Source organism: Rossellomorea sp. RS05 (assembly GCF_039822645.1).
GTDB classification, from domain to species: domain Bacteria; phylum Bacillota; class Bacilli; order Bacillales; family Bacillaceae_B; genus Rossellomorea; species Rossellomorea marisflavi_B.
Genome location: NZ_JBDKWY010000007.1, coordinates 207,622 through 230,137 on the forward strand (window position 1 = coordinate 207,622; position 22,516 = coordinate 230,137).

Annotated in this window: 20 protein-coding genes; 8 read left to right on the forward strand and 12 right to left on the reverse strand. The window is 48.3% G+C overall.

Features of this window, described 5'->3' with window-relative positions; genetic code table 11:
* The first annotated feature begins 135 nt into the window (after positions 1-135).
* From ABJ225_RS17305 to ABJ225_RS17315, 3 genes are read left to right on the forward strand one after another with little or no spacing between them, the layout of a single operon-like run.
* Positions 136-2,001 (forward strand): beta-glucoside-specific PTS transporter subunit IIABC, encoded by a 1,866-nt coding sequence (locus tag ABJ225_RS17305; protein WP_056539793.1) that lies wholly within the window; start codon positions 136-138, stop codon positions 1,999-2,001.
* A complete protein-coding gene (locus tag ABJ225_RS17310) occupies positions 2,001-3,413 on the forward strand; it encodes a glycoside hydrolase family 1 protein (protein ID WP_347321201.1) in 1,413 nt (470 codons plus the stop codon). The genes ABJ225_RS17305 and ABJ225_RS17310 overlap by 1 nt, the downstream gene beginning before the upstream one ends.
* A gap of 21 nt (positions 3,414-3,434) precedes the next feature.
* Positions 3,435-4,283, forward strand: coding sequence for a PRD domain-containing protein (locus ABJ225_RS17315; RefSeq protein WP_162244170.1), 849 nt, complete (start codon positions 3,435-3,437; stop codon positions 4,281-4,283).
* Between the two features lie 71 nt (positions 4,284-4,354).
* On the opposite strand, the gene yiaA is transcribed toward ABJ225_RS17315, so the two are convergent.
* Positions 4,355-4,825: an inner membrane protein YiaA gene (yiaA, locus tag ABJ225_RS17320; protein WP_056539805.1), complete on the reverse strand. Its 471-nt coding sequence runs from the start codon at positions 4,823-4,825 to the stop codon at positions 4,355-4,357.
* 235 nt (positions 4,826-5,060) lie between these two features.
* A complete protein-coding gene (locus ABJ225_RS17325) occupies positions 5,061-7,076 on the reverse strand; it encodes an alpha/beta fold hydrolase (protein ID WP_347321202.1) in 2,016 nt (671 codons plus the stop codon).
* A 409-nt stretch (positions 7,077-7,485) separates the two neighbouring features.
* Between ABJ225_RS17325 and ABJ225_RS17330 the strand changes: the two genes are divergently transcribed.
* The 4 genes from ABJ225_RS17330 (at position 7,486) to ABJ225_RS17345 (ending at position 11,223) form a co-directional block, all read left to right on the forward strand.
* On the forward strand, positions 7,486-8,484 hold the full coding sequence (locus ABJ225_RS17330; RefSeq protein ID WP_056539810.1) for a tRNA dihydrouridine synthase: 999 nt from the start codon (positions 7,486-7,488) through the stop codon (positions 8,482-8,484).
* 110 nt (positions 8,485-8,594) lie between these two features.
* Positions 8,595-9,176, forward strand: coding sequence for an SMI1/KNR4 family protein (locus tag ABJ225_RS17335; RefSeq protein ID WP_347321203.1), 582 nt, complete (start codon positions 8,595-8,597; stop codon positions 9,174-9,176).
* A gap of 105 nt (positions 9,177-9,281) precedes the next feature.
* Positions 9,282-10,928: a DUF2075 domain-containing protein gene (locus ABJ225_RS17340; RefSeq protein ID WP_347321204.1), complete on the forward strand. Its 1,647-nt coding sequence runs from the start codon at positions 9,282-9,284 to the stop codon at positions 10,926-10,928.
* A complete protein-coding gene (locus tag ABJ225_RS17345) occupies positions 10,921-11,223 on the forward strand; it encodes a nucleotide pyrophosphohydrolase (RefSeq protein WP_347321205.1) in 303 nt (100 codons plus the stop codon). The genes ABJ225_RS17340 and ABJ225_RS17345 overlap by 8 nt, the downstream gene beginning before the upstream one ends.
* Before the next feature lie 64 nt (positions 11,224-11,287).
* On the opposite strand, the gene ABJ225_RS17350 is transcribed toward ABJ225_RS17345, so the two are convergent.
* A complete protein-coding gene (locus ABJ225_RS17350) occupies positions 11,288-11,920 on the reverse strand; it encodes a copper homeostasis protein CutC (RefSeq protein ID WP_347321206.1) in 633 nt (210 codons plus the stop codon).
* A gap of 18 nt (positions 11,921-11,938) precedes the next feature.
* The gene (locus ABJ225_RS17355) at positions 11,939-13,042 is read right to left on the reverse strand and encodes a hypothetical protein (protein ID WP_347321207.1); all 1,104 of its coding nucleotides are present in this window, start codon (positions 13,040-13,042) and stop codon (positions 11,939-11,941) included.
* Positions 13,043-13,363: 321 nt separating this feature from the next.
* Here ABJ225_RS17355 and rluF point away from each other — a divergent pair, with 321 nt between their 5' ends.
* Positions 13,364-14,071, forward strand: coding sequence for a 23S rRNA pseudouridine(2604) synthase RluF (gene rluF / locus ABJ225_RS17360; RefSeq protein WP_056539820.1), 708 nt, complete (start codon positions 13,364-13,366; stop codon positions 14,069-14,071).
* An 82-nt stretch (positions 14,072-14,153) separates the two neighbouring features.
* Here the strand turns inward: rluF and rlmH are convergent, their stop codons facing one another.
* The 8 genes from rlmH to yycF all read right to left on the reverse strand — a co-directional run bounded on the left by rlmH (position 14,154) and on the right by yycF (position 22,424).
* Positions 14,154-14,633, reverse strand: a complete 480-nt coding sequence (gene rlmH, locus ABJ225_RS17365; protein ID WP_347321208.1) for a 23S rRNA (pseudouridine(1915)-N(3))-methyltransferase RlmH — start codon at positions 14,631-14,633, stop codon at positions 14,154-14,156.
* Between the two features lie 98 nt (positions 14,634-14,731).
* The gene (locus tag ABJ225_RS17370; protein ID WP_079513930.1) at positions 14,732-14,890 is read right to left on the reverse strand and encodes a CxxH/CxxC protein; all 159 of its coding nucleotides are present in this window, start codon (positions 14,888-14,890) and stop codon (positions 14,732-14,734) included.
* Between the two features lie 111 nt (positions 14,891-15,001).
* The gene (locus ABJ225_RS17375) at positions 15,002-16,240 is read right to left on the reverse strand and encodes a S1C family serine protease (RefSeq protein ID WP_079513928.1); all 1,239 of its coding nucleotides are present in this window, start codon (positions 16,238-16,240) and stop codon (positions 15,002-15,004) included.
* Between the two features lie 689 nt (positions 16,241-16,929).
* Positions 16,930-17,724 carry an MBL fold metallo-hydrolase gene (locus ABJ225_RS17380; RefSeq protein ID WP_317947622.1) on the reverse strand — a complete coding sequence of 265 codons (795 nt, stop codon included), beginning with the start codon at positions 17,722-17,724 and terminating at the stop codon, positions 16,930-16,932.
* Positions 17,725-17,731: 7 nt separating this feature from the next.
* Complete coding sequence (locus ABJ225_RS17385; protein WP_218246836.1) at positions 17,732-18,544, reverse strand: two-component system regulatory protein YycI; 813 nt, start codon at positions 18,542-18,544, stop codon at positions 17,732-17,734.
* Complete coding sequence (locus tag ABJ225_RS17390) at positions 18,531-19,892, reverse strand: YycH family regulatory protein (protein ID WP_056539880.1); 1,362 nt, start codon at positions 19,890-19,892, stop codon at positions 18,531-18,533. Before ABJ225_RS17390 ends, ABJ225_RS17385 begins: the two co-directional genes overlap by 14 nt.
* Positions 19,889-21,712: a cell wall metabolism sensor histidine kinase WalK gene (walK, locus tag ABJ225_RS17395; RefSeq protein WP_056539883.1), complete on the reverse strand. Its 1,824-nt coding sequence runs from the start codon at positions 21,710-21,712 to the stop codon at positions 19,889-19,891. The genes ABJ225_RS17390 and walK overlap by 4 nt, the downstream gene beginning before the upstream one ends.
* A 4-nt stretch (positions 21,713-21,716) precedes the next feature.
* Positions 21,717-22,424 (reverse strand): response regulator YycF, encoded by a 708-nt coding sequence (yycF, locus tag ABJ225_RS17400; RefSeq protein WP_053429886.1) that lies wholly within the window; start codon positions 22,422-22,424, stop codon positions 21,717-21,719.
* Between the last annotated feature and the right edge of the window lie 92 nt (positions 22,425-22,516).

Here is a 22,516-nt window from a genome sequence, read left to right on the forward strand (position 1 = left end):
AATACTATTAATTGGCGTGTTACTGGTAAAGCAGGCAAGACCAAAATAATTTGCTCCATTCCATCCGTGGAATCGGTGCACATTGTTTTGGTCTTTTTTTATTGTCCTACCAGGCCGCTTCAAGGGGATGAAAACATGAATTATTCTAAATTGGGGAAAGAGATCCTGGCATTATCCGGAGGGAAGGATAATGTATCCATGGTCACACATTGTGCCACTAGATTGAGATTCGAATTCTATGATTCTTCAAAGGTAAAAGGTAAAGAAATCGAAGGCCTTCCGGGCGTGATCTCCGTCGTTAATAAAGGTGGACAGTACCAGGTGATCATCGGCAACGAAGTACAGCAGGCCTACCGTGCGATCAAGGAAGAGCTCGGTGAGGGCGTAACCTCTTCAAAAGAGCCTCGCGAAGGGGATAAAGAAGAGAAAAAAGGATACATCACCCGTCTCATCAGTGTCATCTCGACTACTTTCACTCCGTTTATCCCTGCCATCATCGGGGCTGGTATGATCAAGGCCGTTTTGGCTGTACTCGTCTTGACCGGGGTATTGACCGAAGAAAGTCAAACGTACTTTATATTGAATACGGTTGCAGATGCTGCCTTCTTCTTCATGCCGATGCTCCTTGCATACGGGGCATCCATCAAGTTCAAGACCAATCCGGTGCTGTCCATGACCATCGCCGGTGTGCTTCTTCATCCGAATTGGGGAACCTTCCTGACTTCAGGTGATGATTTATTCTTCATGGGCATCCCGGTGCGTCTGACTGATTACGCAGGTTCTGTCCTGCCGATCATCATCACGGTCTGGATCATGTCTTATATTGAGCGATTCGCTGAATGGGTCTCCCCATCGGTCATTAAATTCTTTTTAAAGCCACTGCTTATCCTGATTATTACCGCTCCACTTGCCGTAGTCATCATCGGGCCGATCGGTACGTATTTGAACGACCTGGTAGCTGCAGGGGCAGACGGAATCAACAACCACGCAAGCTGGCTGATCCCGATGCTGATGGGTGGATTGCAGCCATTCCTCCTGATCACCGGGACGGCTTGGGCTATGACACCGATTGCCACGACCCAGTTGTCGAATAACGGATCGGAGATGATCAACGGTCCTGGGATGCTCGCATCCAATATCGCGCAGGGTGCCGCCACCCTTGCCGTTGCAGTCAAGTCGAAGAATAAGGAATTGAAACAGCTCGCAGGTTCCGCAGGGTTTACAGCCCTTGTGGGAATTACAGAGCCATCTCTATATGGAGTCACACTTAAACTGAAGAAACCGCTCATTGCCGCCATGATTGGAGGCGCCTGCGGTGGGATTTACGCAGGATTATCTGGACTAGTCCGTTACGCATTTGTATCACCGGGACTTGCAGCCATTCCCGCTTTCATCGGGGAAAATCCAATGAATATCGTCCATGCATTCATTACGATCGTGATTGCCTTCGTCGTTGCGTTTGCAGCTACATGGATCCTCGGCTTTGAAGATCCTGTTGATGGATTCCCTCAAAAAGAAGAGACCGTCAGCACTCAAGACCATGTAATCAAGAGCCCACTGGAGGGACAAGCGCTACCCCTGAACGAAGTCAATGATCATGTATTCTCTAACGAACTCATCGGCAAAGGACTTGCCATCCTGCCTTCCAAAGGAGAAGTACGTGCACCCTTCACTGGAGAAATCGTCACACTGATGGCTTCCAAGCATGCCGTCGGACTACGGAGCACATCAGGTATTGAAGTGTTGATCCATGTGGGGATCGACACAGTGAATCTTCAAGGGGAATTCTATGAAACTCATGTTCAACAAGGCGACCGCGTTCAAGAAGGGGACCTGCTTATCACATTCGATATCGAAGCCATTCAGGCGAAAGGGTATGAAACGGTGACACCGGTCATCATTACCAATCATGCCGACTTCGGTCCGCTCATGACCGATGAAACTACAGCCGTATCCATAGGGGACACACTAATGGAGCTTTCAAAGAAGGAGGAAGAATAATGCATTATAAAACACCAAAAGACTTTCCAGAGAACTTCCTGTGGGGAGCTTCTACATCTGCCTATCAAATAGAAGGAGCTTGGAATGAGGGCGGTAAAGGAATGTCAGTCATTGATGCGATGGATCATCCCAAAGGAACAGCGGGATTCACCGTTGCCAGTGATCATTATCACCGCTATCAAGAGGATATCCGTCTCTTCAGCGAGCTCGGCCTCAAATCGTACCGCTTCTCCATTGCATGGACAAGAATTTTCCCCAATGGAACGGGAGAAGCAAACGAAGAAGGACTTGCCTTCTATGACCGGCTCATTGACGAACTGATAACAAACGGCATTGAACCACTGGTGACCATGTACCACTTTGATCTGCCCTTTGCCCTTGAGGAACAAGGAGGATGGCTGAACCGTCAAACCGTCGATGCCTTTACCCATTATGCTAAAACCCTTTTCCAACGTTACGGGCACAAAGTAAACTACTGGATCACGATCAACGAGCAGAACACGTTGATCCTCCACCCTGGAGCCGTTGGTATTCCCAAAGGCGGAACACTGCCTACCAAGAAAGAACTTTACCAGCAAAACCACAACATGATGGTCGCACAAGGCAGGGTCATGGCCCTATGCAAGGAACTTTGCCCTCATGCTCAGATCGGGCCTGCCCTGAATATGACGTCCATGTACCAGGCCACTAGTAAACCTGAGGATGCCATCGCCGCCCACAACTGGGAAACCCTGCGAGGATACAGCTTCCTTGACCTGGCCGTACACGGACGCTATAACCCATTGTTATGGAGTTACCTCGAAGAACGAGATTGGCTTCCTCGCATAGAGGCAGATGACTTCGAGATAATGCAAATGGGAAGACCCGATTTCATCGCCATGAATTATTACTCTACTGCCACCATTGCAGAGAGTACAGGATCCGCCGAAGATGTCAGCCCCCGTGCAGGTGATCAGCAGATCATGCTGGGAGAAATAGGGGTATACCGTCCAGAAGAAAACCGGTATGTCGATAAAACGAAGTATGGATGGGTAATTGATCCCGTAGGCTTACGACTAACCTTACGAAAGATTTATGAACGTTACGCCCTTCCCATCGTGATTACGGAAAATGGAATCGGTGCTCCAGATGAATTGACCGCAGAAGGAAACGTCCATGATGACTACCGTATTCAATTCCTCCGCTCTCATATCGAGCAGATCCAACTGGCCATAACCGACGGTGTCGATGTCTTCGGATACTGTCCGTGGGCTGCCATGGACGTCGTCAGCACCCACCAGGGATATGGGAAGCGATATGGTTTCATTTATGTGGACCGGGGCGAGTTTGATTTAAAAGGAATGGACCGCATCAAAAAAGACAGCTATTATTGGTATCAACGACTCATTTCCACGAATGGGAAAGACATCTAAAGACTGCGATAGAAGATGGTGATGAAAGTGAAAGTAGTGAAAATCTTGAATAACAGCCTCGTTCTTTCAAAAGATGACAACGGACAGGAAATCATCGTGATGGGCAAGGGACTCGGGTTTAAGAGCAAAGAAGGCGATACGATTCCGGAGGCAGCCATCGAAAAGGTCTTCGTCCCCAATGATCGTCATTCGAGACAGGAATATATCCACTTACTCCAAAGCATACCGAAAGAACATCTGGAGGCTATCAATGATTCACTAGAACGCATGAAGGCATACTGGACATACGAACTCGATCAACATGCCACGCTCATGCTCTTCGACCATCTCGCCTTTGCCATCGAGCGTACCGAAAAGGGAATCATCTTACAAAATAAATTACTGAACGAGATTCGCTTGCACTACCCGGAAGAGTTCACCGCTGCCATGGTGCTCCTCTCCGATCTAAATAAGCTGCTACCTATGGAGCTTCCTGAAGAAGAAGCGGGTAATATCGCCTTTCACCTCGTCAATGCACGGAATGAAGAGGCACATTTCGAGAATACGATATTAGCGGTCTCCATGCTCAAGGACATTCAAAACATCGTCCGCTATCAACTGAATATCACGCTGGATCCAACCTCTACACGGTATAACCGGTTCATCACCCACTTACAGTACTACATCCGGCGTTTGATGGAAGACCAACAGCTCAATTCAAAGGATGTTCTATTATTCGATCGATATCGAAGCGAATATCCCGACGAATATCAATGTGCACAGTCCATATCAACGTACGGAGAAAAAATGACCGGTAAACCCAGCACGGATGAAGAAGTCTTTTATCTCCTCATCCACCTCATTCGCTTCACGAATTACCAGGATCAATAGAAGAAAGACCAGCGGTTATCGCTGGTCTTTTTTTATAAAAAGCCGGCACTCCATTGAGTACCAGCTTCCCATCAATCCCGGTCCCTTGCCTGCTGGGTGTCCCGGATATTCTTCTGGATCGTGATGGCTGAGAACAGGCTCAGCACGAAGGACATGGCATAGAAGCCTTTTTCACTGAGGATGATGCTTCCCGCGTTGTAAAGGCCGATTCCGACGAGGGCGATGGCGATGATCATCGCGACCCAGCTGAGACCGTAGTAGATGCCCGATACGGGAATGTCTTCTTCTTTATCGCGCACCGCTTTTTGCAGGGATACTGCAGAGTACAGGCCGAAGATGAGGACAGCGAAGTAGTAACCTTTCTCATTGAGCTCCATACCGGCGTTGAAAAGGCCGATCAGGTAAGCGCCCAATCCGATGATGAGGGCCGCCCAGCTTGCGCCTTTAAACGCAGCAGTAGGTTCCCCTTCCTTGCGTTCCACCTTTGGCTTCGGCTTCTTCTCCTCGTTCTGTACAAACGGGTTATCATTCAAGTCTGCCATTTGTTTCTCTCCTTTTATAAAAGCATGATAAATGCGTATTCCAGAACATATTATAGCAAGTATTTTACATAAATTGTTTAAACAGGGGACAATTCGTGACTTTTGATGTGCCCTTATTTAAGATATTCTCTTGCTTCCTTGTTCTAGTACCTTATTTTAGTAATTGGTAAACCTTTACTTGATTCAAAAGTCCCCCTGATTCCGCAATGGAGTCAGGGGGACTTTTGTGTGGACCTTATAGAATGCTATACAGCGTCGTATTGGCCACCGTGATCAATGTGATGAGCACGGTATTGAGGAACGCCCCGACATAGACGTTACCGGTCTTACGGTAGAAGTAGCGATTGAAGATCGATGCCACAAGCAGGACGGGTACGAGTCCGATCACGATGATGGAAGACAGTGATTCAGACGGGTATCCGGCTGTTCCTGTGGTAAACAACAATCCGTATTGATACACAAGGTACAAGATCAATCCTCCGATGAAGTGGAGCGCAGAAATCACATACCCTTTGAATCCATCGTACTTGGTGGTTGCCGTATTCATATTCACCGACAAACCGACGATGAAGTAATAAATGAAGAAGAGCGGCGCATACTTGAGCAGGGCGAAGAGATGATGTCCTTCAAACGTCTTCACGGCCACCGTCCAGATACGGAAGTCGACCTTGAAGATCCCGTCGATAAGGTAAAGGATCCCGTAGCCGATCCCGACTGCGATAAGGACGGTCACCAGGGAAGCCACGACCGATTTCACACTAGCCTTCACGCCATAGCTTGCGATGGTAGCGCCCTCGGGTTTTTTCGAAATATAGTGATACCCGACCATCATCATAAGGGTGATCAATGCTACATTGATAGCCCAGTAGAGGATCGGATTCACAGTCGGTGCACCGAAGAACTGCGTCGTTTCCGTTAACTTACCTTGATAGCGGAGGAAGACGTATTGGATGATGCTCAACACCAGCATGATTGGTGCCAGCACGCCCATGTTGCGGTCGGTCTTTTTCATCACGGAGGCAATGACCCCGATGGCAGACAGGGCAATGAGGACCATGCTGATCTGCCTTAACAGCCTCATTCCGGATACATCACCGCTATAGAGAGCCGAGAAGAAGAGGGCTGGGAATAAACCGCCGATCACCACTAGGATCAATCCGGCGACCTTTGCCCCGTTCGACGTTGGACCAGGCAGCGGTTCCGGGAATTTCGTCCTCACATTCTTCAGGAACGGAAGTCGTGAAAGGAGCGAAATGAGCGGCACGAACAATAGGAAGAATCCGACCAGGGCGACGAAAGAGAACCACTCTTTGTACATCCAGCTTTGCCCTGACGTGTCGTTCAGCGTATCGCTATAGTCTGCGAATGCCTGGCTGTAAAAATCAATGGCATATCCCGTTGAGGTCTTGGAGAAGTGATTCCACGGATGGGTCTCATTCGGTTCATAGATGACCCTTTTGCCACCGTTCACATCGTAGATCTTCCCTGCCTTTGGAGCGCTTGGATCACCGACGAAGCTTTTTCCTTCCTCTGTGTTGATATAATCCTTCTTCACGACGGATGCTCCGGCAGCAGTCGCATCGGCATCGAAGAAGAACTCATCATAATTTCCGGCAATCTTCCCTGAGAATCTCGGTCCATATGACTGATTGATGGCCTCAAGGCTGTACTCCATCGTTTTCAGCCACTGATAATCAGACCCCATGGTCAGGGAACTGAAGATCTTCCTGACCCCTGTCTTCTGGAAGTCGGCTTCATCGAGCATCACGGCATGCGTAGAGGAGAATCCACCCATGGAGTGCCCGGACACGGCGATGATTCCATTGCCTTCACCGTCCTTCAGCACGAAGTCCTGATCATACATATATTGCACGGCATCATACATTGAAAACGGCCAGAACGAGAAGAACGGAACCGGCTTTTCCATCGTACCCGTCGAATGCCCGTGATCATACTGATCGAGGGCAAGGACCACATAGCCCCGCTTCGACATTTCAATGGCCTGGGCATCCTGCATCTCGGCAGAGTTCAGGTACCCATGGGTCGCGACGATGGCGGGCCTTGGATTTTCATCGGCCCCGTCAGGTTTATAGAGCAGCCCCGACAGTTCCCCCCTTGGAGTGTCAAAGTAGATGCGTGATACATCGACCTTGCCGTTTGAGTTATTGAAGCGGGATGCTCCCACGCTTCCAACGAGAATCAACACCAGTGACACGAGCAACAGAACGACGGTTTTCTTTGATTTTCCCATCTTATCCCCCTGTGAAGTTTTATTTCTATATTTATTCCGATATACGAAATATTAGCCCATACCCAGCGAAAAAAAGACACACCAAGCCCCTTGAATAAGGAATTCAAGGTCATGAATGTGTCTCACGGTCTCCTCACGGCGTATCAACTTGAAATTAATTCTATACCCGAAAGAAAACGCTGTCAATAAAAATGGTAACTTTTAACCCATTACGTTTTACCTGCAAACCTGTTAAAATGCACACTAACTGGATACAAATGGGGTCAAAGAAAGGGCCAGAGCGCCCGGTTCCCTTGCACTTTTCCTGTAGAACCATTAAAGTATATACTGGTTGGATTTTGACCATTAGCATGTTACTTTTTAATTTTGGGAAATGCGATTTCCCTCAAGGAAAGGGTTTAACGATACAATGAAAGATAATTTTTGGCATGAGTTACCTCGGCCGTTTTTTATACTGGCACCAATGGAAGCCGTGACCGATGTGGTATTCCGCCACGTCGTAAGTGAAGCGGCACGACCTGATGTATTTTTCACAGAGTTTACGAATACAGAAAGCTACTGTCACCCGAAGGGCAAGGACAGCGTTCGCGGCCGTCTCACGTTCACCGATGACGAGCAGCCGCTTGTCGCCCATATCTGGGGAGACAAGCCTGAATACTTCCGTCAGATGAGCATCGGAATGGCGGAAATGGGCTTCAGTGGCATCGACATCAATATGGGATGTCCCGTGCAGAATGTGGCCGCCAATGGGAAAGGATCAGGCCTCATCCGCCGTCCTGACACGGCTGCCGAGCTGATCCAGGCTGCCAAAGCCGGTGGACTTCCCGTGAGCGTGAAGACCCGCCTCGGCTACACTGAAGTGGACGAATGGCATGACTGGCTCAAGCATCTCCTTGAGCAGGATATCGTCAACCTATCCATCCACCTCAGGACGAAAAAAGAAATGAGCAACGTGGACGCCCACTGGGAACTGATCCCCGAGATCAAGAAGCTGCGCGACGAAATTGCACCGAACACGCTTCTGACAATCAACGGAGACATTGCCGACCGTCAACAAGGGCTTGAGCTCGCCGAAAAATACGGAGTCGACGGCATCATGATCGGACGCGGAATCTTCCAAAACCCGTTCGCCTTCGAAACCGAGAAGAAAGAGCACAGCAGCCAGGAGCTCCTTGAACTCCTCCGCCTCCAGCTCGACCTTCACGACAAATACAACGACGAACTCGAACCACGCCCATTCAAACCGCTCCGCCGCTTCTTCAAAATCTACGTCCGCGGCTTCAAAGGCGCAAGCGAACTCCGCAACCGCCTCATGGAAACCGAATCGACAGATGAAGTACGTGCGCTGCTGGATGAATATGCAGAGAAAATCGGGATTCAGGAAGAGAAGGGATTCTCGGTTACCTGATTCGATGAAGAAGAGCCCATAGGCTCTTCTTTTTTTGATTGACTTTATCCCCTTTTTTCACTACTATTCCAAATAGTTACATAGATTTGTATGACTCAGGAGGCGGAACAATGGAACTGATCAACCACTTTATCAATGGATTACATGAGCATCTGCTGCCAGAAGAATTGGAAGAACTCCAAAAATCACACGGTGCCAGCGCAGAAGACCTTGAACAGCTTAGACGACTCTACCCAGACTGCCCGGAATCACTCCTGTACCTGCTTGAAAACATCGACGGGACGTTCTGGAGACAATACGGCGAAGAAAAGATCGCCGGATGCATCCTCGGTTCCGATGTCGAAGACGGCAGATATCCCTATTACCTCTTGTCCGCCCAACAGATGATCGACAGCTCAAAAGAGGAAGTAGACACCTCTTATCTTTCCGAGTACGAAGAGGACGACGTCGACCCCAGGATCAATCAAGACGGCCTGTATCCCGGCACGTACATCCACTTCTCCGACTGTATGAATAACGGAGGAACCTCGAGACTATTCATCGATTTCAACCCGACCGACCAAGGCGTTTCCGGGCAGATTATCCGCTTTTTGCATGATCCGGATGAGTTTAAAGTGATTGCTGACAGTTTTGATGAGTATGTGCAGGGGTTGATTGATGGCGGGTTTGTGTTTTTGGAGGAGGAAGAGTGATTCAGAAGGGACAGCCAGTAGAGAAGCTGTCCCTTAATCATACAATTTTTTCTAAATACTCAACAAACTATGTTACGATAAGAAAAAAACTACAGGGGTCGGATCATGGACGGATTAATTTATGAAGACCAAAGCTTCACGCCCGGACACACACAACGCGTTGAAACAAAATATCTCAATAACTATCCCATCGTCTACATCCTCTATAATGAGATGAAAAAGCCTGCCGCCTATATCGGTCAAACCGTGCATGCTTCGCGCCGGTTAAAGAATCATCTTGAAGATAAGAGACGAACTGGATTGAATCGTTCCATTTTGATCGGACACGAACAGTTTAATCAGTCTGCAACCTATAATATTGAATCCAATCTTATCAACTTTTTCATCGCTGACAATCAATATAAGCTACAGAACGTGAGTCAGACGCGGATGCGGGTGATGCACGATTACTATGAAAAGAAAAGATATAATGAAGAGATTTTCCCGGCCATCTGGGAGAAGCTGCGCACAGAAAGTATTGTGAGTGACACGATTGAGAACTTAAAAAATAAGGATATCTATAAACTCTCTCCCTATAAGGAACTATCCGCTCATCAGCTTGAAATCAAAAATGAGATCCTTGATTTTTGCAGGAATCATGCTGATCATGACGGCCACCACGTCATCGCCATTGAAGGAGATGCGGGAACAGGAAAAAGCGTACTATTAAGTTCCCTTTTCAATACGATCCAAGACCTTTCAAAAGACCCCAGCTCAGAATTGGCAGGGAAAGATAACTATCTTCTCGTCAACCATACAGAAATGCTGAAGACCTATAAAAACATTGCAAACAGCCTACCGAACTTGAAGAAAAAGAACCTGATGAAGCCTACTCCGTTCATCAATCAGATGACGAAGGCCGACAAAAATGCGGATATCGTGTTGATTGATGAAGCACATCTTCTATTGACCAAAGAGGATGCCTACAACAACTTCCGCTATGACAACCAACTGGATGAGATCATCAAGCGCAGCAAGATTTCAATTGTCATCTTTGACCCAAAACAGGTTCTTAAAATCAAGAGCTATTGGGATGGAAGCTTGCTTGATGAAATTACATCTCGTTACAATGCCACTACGAAAAAGCTTTCCGAACAAATGCGTATGGAAGCAAACCAAGATACACTCCAGTGGATTCAACAGTTTGTACGAAAGAAGATCATGCCTTTACCAAAAAGAGATCCCCATTTCGAATTCGAACTTTTTGACGACCCGGAACAGTTTAAGGCGGCCATCGAGGAGAAAAACGAAGAAAAAGGACTCTCCCGCATCGTGTCCACCTTTGACTACCTGCATAAAAAGGACGGAAACACCTATTACGTCGATAAAGATGGACTCAATATGCCTTGGAATCAGACTCAGGATAGCATTACTTGGGCAGAAAATCCTGGTTCCATCAGAGAAGTCGGTTCCATCTACACGGTACAAGGATTTGACTTGAACTATGTCGGCGTCGTCCTTGGTCCTTCCATCAGCTATGATGAAGAACGCGATGAACTTGTCATCGATCCTTCTCACTATAAGGACACCGGGGCCTTCGTCTCACGATCTGATCTCTCTCTGGAGAAAAATCAAGAAATCAAAGAAGAAATCATCCTGAATTCTATTAATGTCCTGATGAAACGTGGCATTCATGGACTGTACCTGTATGCGACCGATCCTACACTTCAAAAACGACTGCAGCAACTAAAAGGAGACAACAACCATGAGTGATATCCAACAGTTAATAAACAAGATAGACCAGTTCCGGGACGACCGGAACTGGAGACCGAACCACAACCCGAAAGATCTCGCCATCTCCATTTCCATCGAAGCCGCTGAGCTACTCGAGGACTTCCAGTGGGTCACAAGTGAAGAAGCGCTGGAAGAAAACACCGAAAATATCCGTGAAGAGATTGCCGATATCCTGATTTATTCCCTTACCCTGTGTTCAGAGCTCGGATTCGATGTGAAGGAGATTGTGGAAGAAAAGATTGAGAAGAACGGGTTGAAGTACCCTGTAAAATGAATAGAGCACCATCAGAAATACCCCTTCTCATAGCGAGAAGGGGTATTTCCGTTATTTTATCCCATCAATCAACGATTCTGGTACCGTGAGCTTCCTTGACGCCTAACGAAGATGTGATGTTCTCCAGATTTTCTGAGGTCACCCCTCCGCCAGGAAGGATCGCAATCCTACCATTTGCATGTTCAATATACGTTTTTAAACGGTCCACATTGTCTTCAATCCTCGTATCCGACGGACCGCCATGAGTCAGAATGCGGTGGACACCATGCTCCACGAGCCAATCGATAGCCTTCAACTGAAAATCATCCCTAATCGCATCAAACGCCATGTGGAAGACAACTTCAAGACCATTCGCTGCTTCAAGCAGCATGATCATGGCTTCCTCATCAATCCATCCGTCTTGAGTCAGACAGCCGAAGACGACGCCGTCGGTTCCGATTTCTTTCAGATGGATGATATCCTGCTTCATGATCTCGATTTCATCGACATTGTAGACGAAATCCCCGCCTCTGGGACGGATCATACTCATGACCTTCACGTTGCGACTGCGGCAGTAGTCCAGCGTGACCTGCGCCACACCGGGACTGACCGTCGTTCCGCCAACGGCAAGGTTATCGCATAGTTCGACCCGTTGCGCACCTTTTTCAATCGCTTCAGGGACCTTCGTGAAATTCTCAACACAGACTTCCTTCAACATGCTAGTTCACCTTACTTCTTATTGATAATTTACAAAAGCCGGTGCAGGGTCCAGTTCCAGGACGTCTTCAGGTGTCATGACCGGTTCATCCTTCTTGTAGAATACTTTGAACCCGCCGTACTGTATCGGCTGATTATGGACGAGCTGATGGTAGCCTGCCCGCTTCAATCCAGCGATTCCGTGGCCGTCATTATTCAGCACCACTTCCACATTCTCTGTAGGCTGAATCGCTTCTTTATTGTTCAGGATGATATCGGCAAATTGGTGCACGACCACCATCTTGTCTGGAAGATCATTCTCCGCAGTCAGCTTGGAAATATACTCAATCGCCTCTTGCACTTCCCTTCCATCTACATGCCCCAGATCTTCACCTGGAACCTGTCCGTCTGTCACATGGAATTCAGTATCAATGGCCAAGTGAACATTCGGGCGCTTCAAGTACTTCTCTACCAGCTTCACCTGATGCATGATCGTGTCTTTTCCCAATTGAATATCCAGGATCAACAGCGCATCATTCTCCTCTGCGAGCTTCGCATACGTCTCGATATCCTCTTCAGATGTCGGAACCATATACAGACCATCATCCCCGGGACTCCGCTGCGCCACGGTTGCGATCAGTTCAATCGCAGGGATGGCCGGACGATCCGGATCCAGCTCAGAATAGGCCTTCGTCTGTTCCTTCAATTTGGTCATTAACTCATCCGGACTGTACTCACCGAGAATCCCCATGTTCTCAGAACGTGGGTTTCCATAGTAGGAAACAATCCTATTCTCTTTAAGGGGACCATCCGTCTGATCTTCCTTATCCTTAGCAAGCGTCTGCCCAAGTGGCACACTTCTCGTCGTGTCCTCACCATGCGCCTCAGAAGTCGGCATATCCGACTGTTGCTCACTCGTATAATGACTCTCAATCGGCTTGGCACCCTCAGATGGCTTGATCGCTTCATAGCTCGCCACAGGCTCCTTCTTCGCAGCTTCCTCTTTCTTCTTCTCATTCTCTTTCTTTGAGGTCTGCTCAGTCTTCGGCTCTTTCTTCTCCGTACTTGCTTCCTCGGAGCAGCCCGCTAACAGCAAACCCGGGACCACACCAAAGAAAGCTCCTGCCATCACTAGTTTTTTCACATTATCCCACCTGTTTCAACACGTATTTCATATGTATGATGATCCGTCCACACCACAAATGATTTCTTTACCATTTTTACTATAATTCTATCAGAATATCAAATGTATCTAGTTTGTAGAGACCTTACCATTTACCATACCACGTGAGAAAAGGGATAATCATTTCTCTTGGATTTTTCACATATTTTTGATTATTTCAGTTACCTACACTTGAAGCAATACTGAAAATGTAAATAACACCCTTTTACCTAAAAACATTTTGTGATTCATCAAAAATATATTAGTATTTAAGATAACAATCGGATTAAAAGAGGTGCTACCATGCGTATTAACAAATATATAAGCGAAGCCGGAAAAGCGTCCCGGCGCGGTGCGGACAAACTCATCGAAGACGGAAGGGTCACCATCAACGGAAAACGCGCCACGATCGGCGACCAGGTGAACCCCGGAGATAACGTAGTCGTAGACGGAAATCCAATCTGGGTCGCACGAAACAACGTCTACATCGCCCTGAACAAACCTGTAGGCATCACAAGCACAACCGAAAAAGGCGTAAAAGGAAACATCGTCGACCTCGTCAACCATCCATTGCGGATCTTCAACATTGGACGACTCGACAAAGACTCAGAGGGACTCATCCTCATGACCAACGACGGGGACATCGTAAACGAAATCCTGCGCTCTGAAAATCAACACGAAAAAGAATACATCGTCTCAGTCGACAAGCCCATTACACCCGAATTCGTCAAAAAGATGTCAGAAGGCGTCAAGATCCTTGGAACCACAACGCTTCCATGTAAGGTCGAGCAACTATCGAAATTCGATTTCCAAATTACACTGACACAGGGATTGAACCGCCAGATCCGCCGTATGTGTGAGGTGTTGGGGTATAACGTATATCGCTTGCAGCGGACGCGGATCATGAATATCCAGTTGGGGAAACTGCCTCCTGGACAGTGGAGGGATCTGTCTAAGAAGGAGAAGACTCAGTTGTTTAGGGAGTTGGATTATGAGGCTCGGGAGTGGTAAGTGGGGTACTAATTCCTTACTCTTGAAAAAGAAGAGCCGCGTTCCTTTTATCTTGGGACGTGGCTCTTTTATTTTTTGTGTTTTATTTATGATAAGGTTCCCCCCGATTAATCCGAAAAGCCCGATAAACCTGCTCTACCAGCACCAATCGCATCAGCTGATGAGGAAACGTCATTTTCGAAAACGACAGTTTCTCATCGGCCCGCTTCAATACATCATCACTGAGTCCGAGCGATCCACCGATGATGAAGGCGACTTTGCTTTTGCCGTAGGTGGCGAGTCTATCGAGGGTGTCGGCGAGTTCCTCGGAGGATTTCATTTTGCCCTGGATGGCGAGGGCGATGACGTGGTGGTCCGGGGAGATCTTGGAGAGGATGCGCTCGCCTTCTTTGTTTTTGACCTGTTGCATTTCGGAGTCGCTGAGGACTTCGGGTGCTTTTTCATCGGCGAGCTCGACAATCTCGATTTTGGCGTAGGCACCGAGTCGTTTCGTGTATTCGGCGATGCCTTGCTTCAGGTATTTTTCTTTCAGTTTACCGACGGTGATGATGGTGATGTTCATGGTTTATCCACACTCTCTTTACAAACAGATTACAAACATATTATCCACAGAAATTATCCACATATCCACAAACCCCATCCATATGTCGTGGGGGAATATTAGTTCGCCACTACATATATTGCGTTATTCCCACAATATTCACAGGTTGTGGATAACTGTTTTTCCTTTGAAAGCTCTTCCAGTTTAGGCGCGACCTCATGCTCATCGACGGCAATGTCGAGTGCGAGTTCCACGTGTTCCAGGCAGCAGTTAATCATGCTGAATCGACTCCTTTTACTATGTTTTTATACTTATCCACAGGTTATCATAACACGTAAAGAAAAAGCAGGAAAGGGAAGCCCTTTTCCTGCTTTTACGTTATCCACAAATTACAATTGTGATTCATCCGTTAATTTCATTGTGACTTCCTGGAGTTTTCCGTCGCGGTAGAATTTCACCTTCATGGAGTCACCGACTTTTTTCTTGGTGTACAGATGTTTCCTCAAGTCGACTGTGCTTTCAACTTTTTCACCATCAAGCTCAACGATGACATCCAGCTCTTGCAGCTTCGCTTGTGCTGCCGGTGAGTTCGGCATAACCTGGCGAACCAACACGCCTGATTTCACATCTTTAGGAAGTTTCAACGTTTCTTGTTGGTGATACGATGATACTTCGCTCACATCTTGAAGAGTGATTCCCATTGAAGGACGTTTCACTTCTCCATGTTGCTCAAGGTCTTCAATGATCGGTTGAGCCGAGTTGATCGGGATGGCAAGGCCAATTCCCTCAACGGCGTCCTGGGCGATCTTCATGGAGTTGATTCCGACAAGCTGACCGGAAATATTGACGAGGGCTCCACCACTGTTACCAGGGTTGATGGCCGCGTCCGTCTGGATGACTTCCGTGTTCCAGTCTTCCACGCCGTCCTGGTTGATATCAACCGGAATCGTACGGTTCACACCGGACACAATTCCTTGTGTCACAGATCCTGAGAACTGAAGGCCAAGGGGGTTACCAATGGCGATGACCGGCTCACCCTGTTTCAATTTATCAGAGTCACCGAATTTCGCAATGGCACTGTCTTTAACGTTGCTGCCGTCGATTTCAATGACCGCAAGATCCGTCCACTGATCGGCACCGCGAGCATTAGCTTTTACTTTGGACCCATCTGAAAGGGTGACTTCAAGCTGATCGGCCCCTTCAATGACGTGGTTATTCGTGACGATGAGGACCTTGTCCCCTTCACGCTTGTAGATGACACCGGAACCCGATCCCGCTTCCTGGGTTTGAGATCCGTCATTACCGGATTGACCCCAGAAGCTTTGAGACTGGATGTTGCTGATCCCGACAACGGAATCACCGGCTTTTTCAACGGCTTTCGTGACATCCGACGATACATCGACCGCCACATTCTCCGTTTTCGCACTATCCACCTTATTCTCCGTCGTCACGCCGTTTGCATTGTTATTAGAACCGAACAAATCGGTCCCGGTCAACTGAGGCACCGCCACCAGCACCAAAAGCGCACCGACAATCACACCAATCAAACCCGAGAAGAAAATCCCGCCGCCTCCTCGTCTCCTTCTTTCCCTATTCTCCGAAGAGGGTCCCTGATCATAATATCCCATCTATTCTTCATCCTTTCTCCATTATTAGTCCATTCGTTAGTTTTTCTTTACTACCCTCATTATAGTCAGATTAAATTAGAAACTGATGAAAAAAAAGTAAGAAAACCATGATGATATAGAGGCAATTTTGTGAACATTCAAGGTGTAAAAACCCATTTTTTCTATTCCCCATATAACTAAATGAGGGCGAAGAAGAGCGAAGGAATGTCCCATCTATGCACTAACTCCCCATATCAAGCAGTAGTGCAGTGCAGCGTAGGCCGACCGACTCCCGCGGAAACCAGAGGAAAGATCGAGACCCCGCAGGCACGAGGAGGCTCGACTTCCTCTCCGCAGGAAAGCGGTCCGCCGCAGCGAAACGAAACGCCCCATCTCTTTTCCCAACTAATAAAACAGAAGGAAGGGTAATGAGACGTTCCCACTCTATTCACTAACTCCCATATCACGCAGTAGTGCAGTGCAGCGAAGGCCAACCGACTCCCGCGGAAACAGAGGAAAGGTCGAGACCCCGCAGGCACGAGGAGGCTCGACTTCCTCTCCGCAGGAAAGCGGTTGGCCGCAGCGGAATGAAACATCCCATCATAAAATGCTATCTATCAGCTATACCCGATTTAAATACAAAAAAGGATGAAGACCCGAAAGCCTCCACCCTTACTCTACCCCTTGCCAAACAAAGGATAAACCTTCCATCACACAGCCACAAGCGGCGTAGGAACCTTCGGATCCGTATCCAGCAAATCAAACTGCTCCCCAACAAGAATGCCCTTCGTCTCCAACGTCTGCGAAACGCTCATCCTTGCCAGATCCTTCATATTATTATCCAAACTCAAATGCGCCAAATAAAAATTCTTCGTCCGATCACCAGCCACCTCGGCCATGGCAACCGCCGCATCTTCATTCGACACATGCCCCACATCACTCAGGATGCGGCGCTTGATGTTCCACGGGTAACGCCCCATACGGAGCATCCCCACGTCATGATTGCTCTCGAACACATACGTATCGGCATTCGCGATGATGCCCTTCATACGGTCGCTCACGTAGCCTGTATCCGTCATGAGGACGAGTTTCTTCTCCCCTTGATGGAACACATAGAACATCGGCTCCGCTGCATCATGGGAAACACCGAATGACTCGATGCTCATGCCCCCGAAATGCTTGGCCGTTTCCATATCAAAGGTGAATTTCTGCTCGGTGTCGATATTCCCCACGAGACCGTCCATGGCGTTCCACGTCTTCTGATTCGCATAGATGGGAAGCTTGTACTTCCGCGCAAGGACGCCGAGGCCCTTGATGTGATCGCTATGCTCATGGGTGACGAGGATGCCGGACAGGTCTTCGATCTTCCGTCCGATCTGGCTGAACAATCCCTCCATCTGCTTGCCGCTGAAGCCGGCATCGACGAGGAAGGAGTGCTCTTCGTTCTCAACGAATATGGCATTTCCTGTACTGCCGGAAGCAAGTACACTAAAATGCATGCTCATGTTTCTCTCACTCCAATGGTTTGTCTTTATCTGTCGTGCTCGTCTCCAAGAATTGACCTTCGAAGGCGTTCTGATAGTAATCCTCTTCCTCATCCCCGTTCTTCACGACAAAATGCCATGTAGGGGCCAGCACCTGGGACTCTTCCCAAGGGACAAAGGTGGAGTAACCGAGAACCGGCCGTTCCACTGTGCTGCCAGCAGGAATGCGCTGGGTGTTATAGAGGTTGCTGAACGCCGAAAACGGGGTAATGATCGGTTTTTGCTCGTCGCTCAGTTCCTTGATGCTGTCGAACATCGTCTGGGTGTACGAGACGATTTCATTGCTCTGATTGAGCTGGAACACGATCATCCCGTTCGTATTATTGTAGATCTTCCTATCCTTGTACGTCTGGAAATAGGTGATCGTTCCTTTTTCTTTATCGAAATCCCAGTAGCTGTACTTGTCCCCATCGATCATGTTCACCTTCATGAACTCATTGAGTTCTTCGGGCTTGAATTTCTCACTGATCGGTAAAGGATCCTTCAATACTGAGTTTATCGTATTCTCGTTCATAATTCGAGCATCCTGATTTTTCAAGTCCTTCAGATCCTCTGATTTGAACTTCTTCGCCACCGCTTCGATATACGGTTCCCTCACGACTTCATTGGAGAGGTCCTTCGGATACTTGATATTCTCAGACTTCAGCTGTTCATCAATCGTCCACTGACCGAGGGTATCGAGGTTGCTTTCAGAAACCTTTCTGATGAACGTGGAGACCAGGAAGACGTTCAAGATGAGAAATACGACGATGAAGATCGTTTTCGTCTTACTCCAATCCATTCAAGACATCCTCCTTTTGCTCCGTATCCAACCTGATCCAATTACCGTCGTACTTATAATACCAGGAAGGCTCAAAGTTCAGCTTCCGGCTATCCTCCGGGTTTCGGGTCATCTTGTACCCGACCACGATATCCTGCACGGAATCCAGATCGATACTCTTCGCGTCCTGGAGCATCGTGATGACAGAAGATCCGCTCGGAAGCTTCTCTTTTGACACCGCACTCGAAGAGAAGTCGCTGGATGAGAAGTCCAGGGTGAAATACGGCCTACTGTACTTGCTGACTGAGGAATTCCCCACCGTTTCGGTGATTTCCGCCATCCCTTGGTCATTGAATACCGGGAGATTCTGAACGAAGAGTCGATAAGTGACTTTATTCTGATCCGGATTGATGGAGAAATATTGGAAGTTCTTATCCGTCCATCCGCCGTGGTCATTGACGAAGCTCATGGTTTCTGTCAGGAGATAGGAAGACGGCCACGGATCGGCTTTTTCCTCCGTCGGATACACGAAGGAGAGCGTGTTGTAATCTTTATTCACCGTCAACAGGTTGTACACCGAGATATACGTGTCAACGTTTCCGTTCGAGGACAGATTGATGCTCTTCCCGTCAACAAATAGGGCGTTCTTATAGTCCTCTATGGAATCAAGATCGGTGAAATATTGGTAGCTGATGTATTCATCCTTGGCAAGCGGCAGATAGATCGTCCGGTCATCCGTCAATGGATATTCCATATACTCTGTATACTGAAGGGAAAGCTTTTTCAAGTATCGACTGGCGAACGTATTGACACTGTTCTGATCGACACGGGCTGTGTAGACGCTTGCCCCCCCTTTATCCGCTTCCTTCGGTAGGAAGAAAACGGCACTGGAATCAAGGCCTTTATCATTCAAGTCGATGATGAGGCGATCAAAATCGGCTTTCGGAACAGACGAACTGTCCAGATTCAAGATCTGGCTGTAGACCGATAGAGGGACGTTGTCCGGGAAGATGATCTCGATGCGATTCTCTCCCTTGGACACCTCTTTCAAGTCCTGTTCATTCAATTGCACCTGGGAGAAATCGTAGACGTTCCACGTCCCGATATCCTCCATCACCTTATCGATCTCTTTTTGATTCGACGTACCGAGGGTCTTATCGGCCTGATGGTAGAGAAGCTTGAACGGCTTGATCAATGAAGGCACAAGCTCATCTTCCGGGCGCTTCTCCCCCACGGTCACTTTAACGGGGCTATCTTGATCCTCGATCGTTTCGTAACGCGGTTGATACGTCCATAGACTATAGGTCAGGAAGATGCTGATTGCCACAAGGACGGTCAGCAGTATGGATTTAAATTTTTCGTAGTTCATGACCAATCATCCTCTTGAAGAGCGTCATACGGCAGGGTAAAGGTGATGGTCGTCCCTTTTCCTTCTACACTGTCCGCCCAGATATCGCCACCATGGGCAGTGATCATTTCCTTCGCGATGGCAAGACCAAGGCCGGTTCCACCCATTTGACGGGTCCGCGCTTTATCGACGCGGTAGAACCGCTCGAAGATTTTACCGAGATTATCTTTCGGAATCCCGAGCCCCTGGTCGGAAATGCTGATTTCAATGAACCCGTTCTTCTCCTCGACGATGAACGTGATCGTCCCGCCTTCCGGTGAGTACTTGAGGGCATTGGAAATAATATTATCCAGAACCTGCGTGATCTTATCTTGATCGATCTCGACGAACATCGCCTGATCAGGAAGAATCCGCACAAATCGGACATCCTGATTCTTCGACATTTCGAAGCGATCGATGATCTTATGGAAGAATCCGATGAAGTCCATCCAGTCCCTATTGAACCGGTAGTCCTTGCTGTCCATCTTCGACAGCTGCAGCAGATCATTGACGAGGCGGATCATCCGCTCGGTTTCATTCTGGGTTACATCGAGGAATCGCGGTGCGATATTCTCATCCTGCCAGGCTCCTTCTGCAAGGGCCTCCAGGTAGCTTCGCATCGTCGTGAGCGGCGTCCGCAGCTCATGGGACACATTCGCCACGAATTCACGGCGTTCCAGATCGATTTTCTCCTGCTCCGTAATATCATGAAGCACGGTGATCAGACCGTTCACGAAGCCCGTCTCCTTCTGGATGATGGAGAAATTCGCGCGCAGGATATAAGGCTTTTCATTCGTACTGTAGTCCAGGATGATGGAGTCCTGGGTATTTGAAAGGTCCTCGAAGCTATACTCTTCTTCAATCCCAAGGAGGGAAACGATCGGCTGCGACACCACCGTTTCACGTGAAACATTCAGCATGTTCGCTGCGGGATCGTTGATGAGGATGACCCGGCCTTTCCGGTCGGTGGCAATGACCCCGTCCGTCATATAGGAAAGGACAGACGACAGCTTCCTTCTCTCCCCTTCCGTCGAGGCCTGGGAATCCTGGAGCCGCTTCGTCAGATTATTGAAGGTGATGGCGAGCTGACCGATTTCATCGTACCCGTACACCTTGACCTTCCGGGAGAAATTCCCCTTCGACATGGCAAGGGCCTGCTTCCGCATATCGGATATCGGTCGCGTGATCGTCTGGGCGAGAAGCACCCCGAGGATCGCCGTGATGACAAGGGCTATGATCGTCCCCCTCGTGAAGATGGCATTGATCTCGTTCATCTGATCGTAGACCGTCTCGATCTGACCGACGACGAACATCGCTCCGATCACTTCGTTATTGCTCTCGATCGGTTCCGTGAATACCCAGATCCGATCGCCTGATTTTTTATCAAAATAAATATCATTATGGTTGATACCGAGGGCAAGGGCCCGCTTGACTTCCTTCTCCCCGGCTGCCTGGCCGATGAGGTTCTGCTCATTCTGCCCAGACGTCCCGATGACCCGGCTCTTCGAGTTGATCACCCGGATTTCCGAGATATCGTTCGTTCTGCTGTCCCGAAGGATCCGGTTCAGATCGTCCTCAAGCTTCGGATCTGTGTCGGTCCGGGTTTTGAGCATTTCTTCTTTCACCGTATACTGAAGGATCTCCACCCTATTCTGGATGGAGGTCTTGAAGTTATTCACAAACCGTTCCTCAAGGGAGCGGACAAAGTACACCCCGATGATCTGCATGGCGAGCAGGATCAGGAGTACGTAGATCATCACGAACTTAAGATGGATGGAACGGGTCAATCCGACTTTCTTCATCCGATCAATCCTGTTCTGGGTTTCTCAAGTAGTACCCGACACCCCGTCGCGTCACGATCCACGTCGGATGGCTCGGATTATCCTCGATCTTCTCACGGAGCCTACGCACCGTTACGTCGACCGTACGGACATCTCCGTAGTAGTCATAGCCCCATACCGTCTGCAAAAGATGCTCACGGGTCATGACTTGTCCGATATGCTTCGCAAGATAATGAAGCAGCTCGAACTCACGATGGGTCAGCTCAATGGTGTCTCCACGCTTCGACACGACATACGCATCAGGGTGGATCGTGAGTGAACCAATCGTGATTTCGTTATTTTCATCCTCTTCCACCTGAGCAGCACCCTGTTGGTGACGACGAAGATTCGCCTTCACACGTGCGATCAGCTCGCGTGTACTGAATGGTTTGGTCACATAATCATCCGCACCAAGCTCCAGACCGAGGACCTTGTCGATCTCTGAGTCCTTCGCCGTCAGCATGATGATCGGCATCTCATATTTTTTCCGGATTTCACGGCACACTTCCATGCCGTCACGGTTTGGAAGCATAATATCAAGAAGTACAAGGTCCGGCTTGATTTCCTCTGCCATACGCACGGCTTCATCCCCGTCATACGCACAGTGAACCTCATATCCTTCTTTTTTTAAATTGAACTGCAGTATATCAGCAATGGGTTTTTCATCGTCAACGACTAGAATTTTCTTATCCATATGAATTGATCTCCTTATTTAAACGAATTTGATTCAGGATTCTCTCTTTAAATTTATCACTTTCTTCATATTAAATCATCTTTTACTCAGAA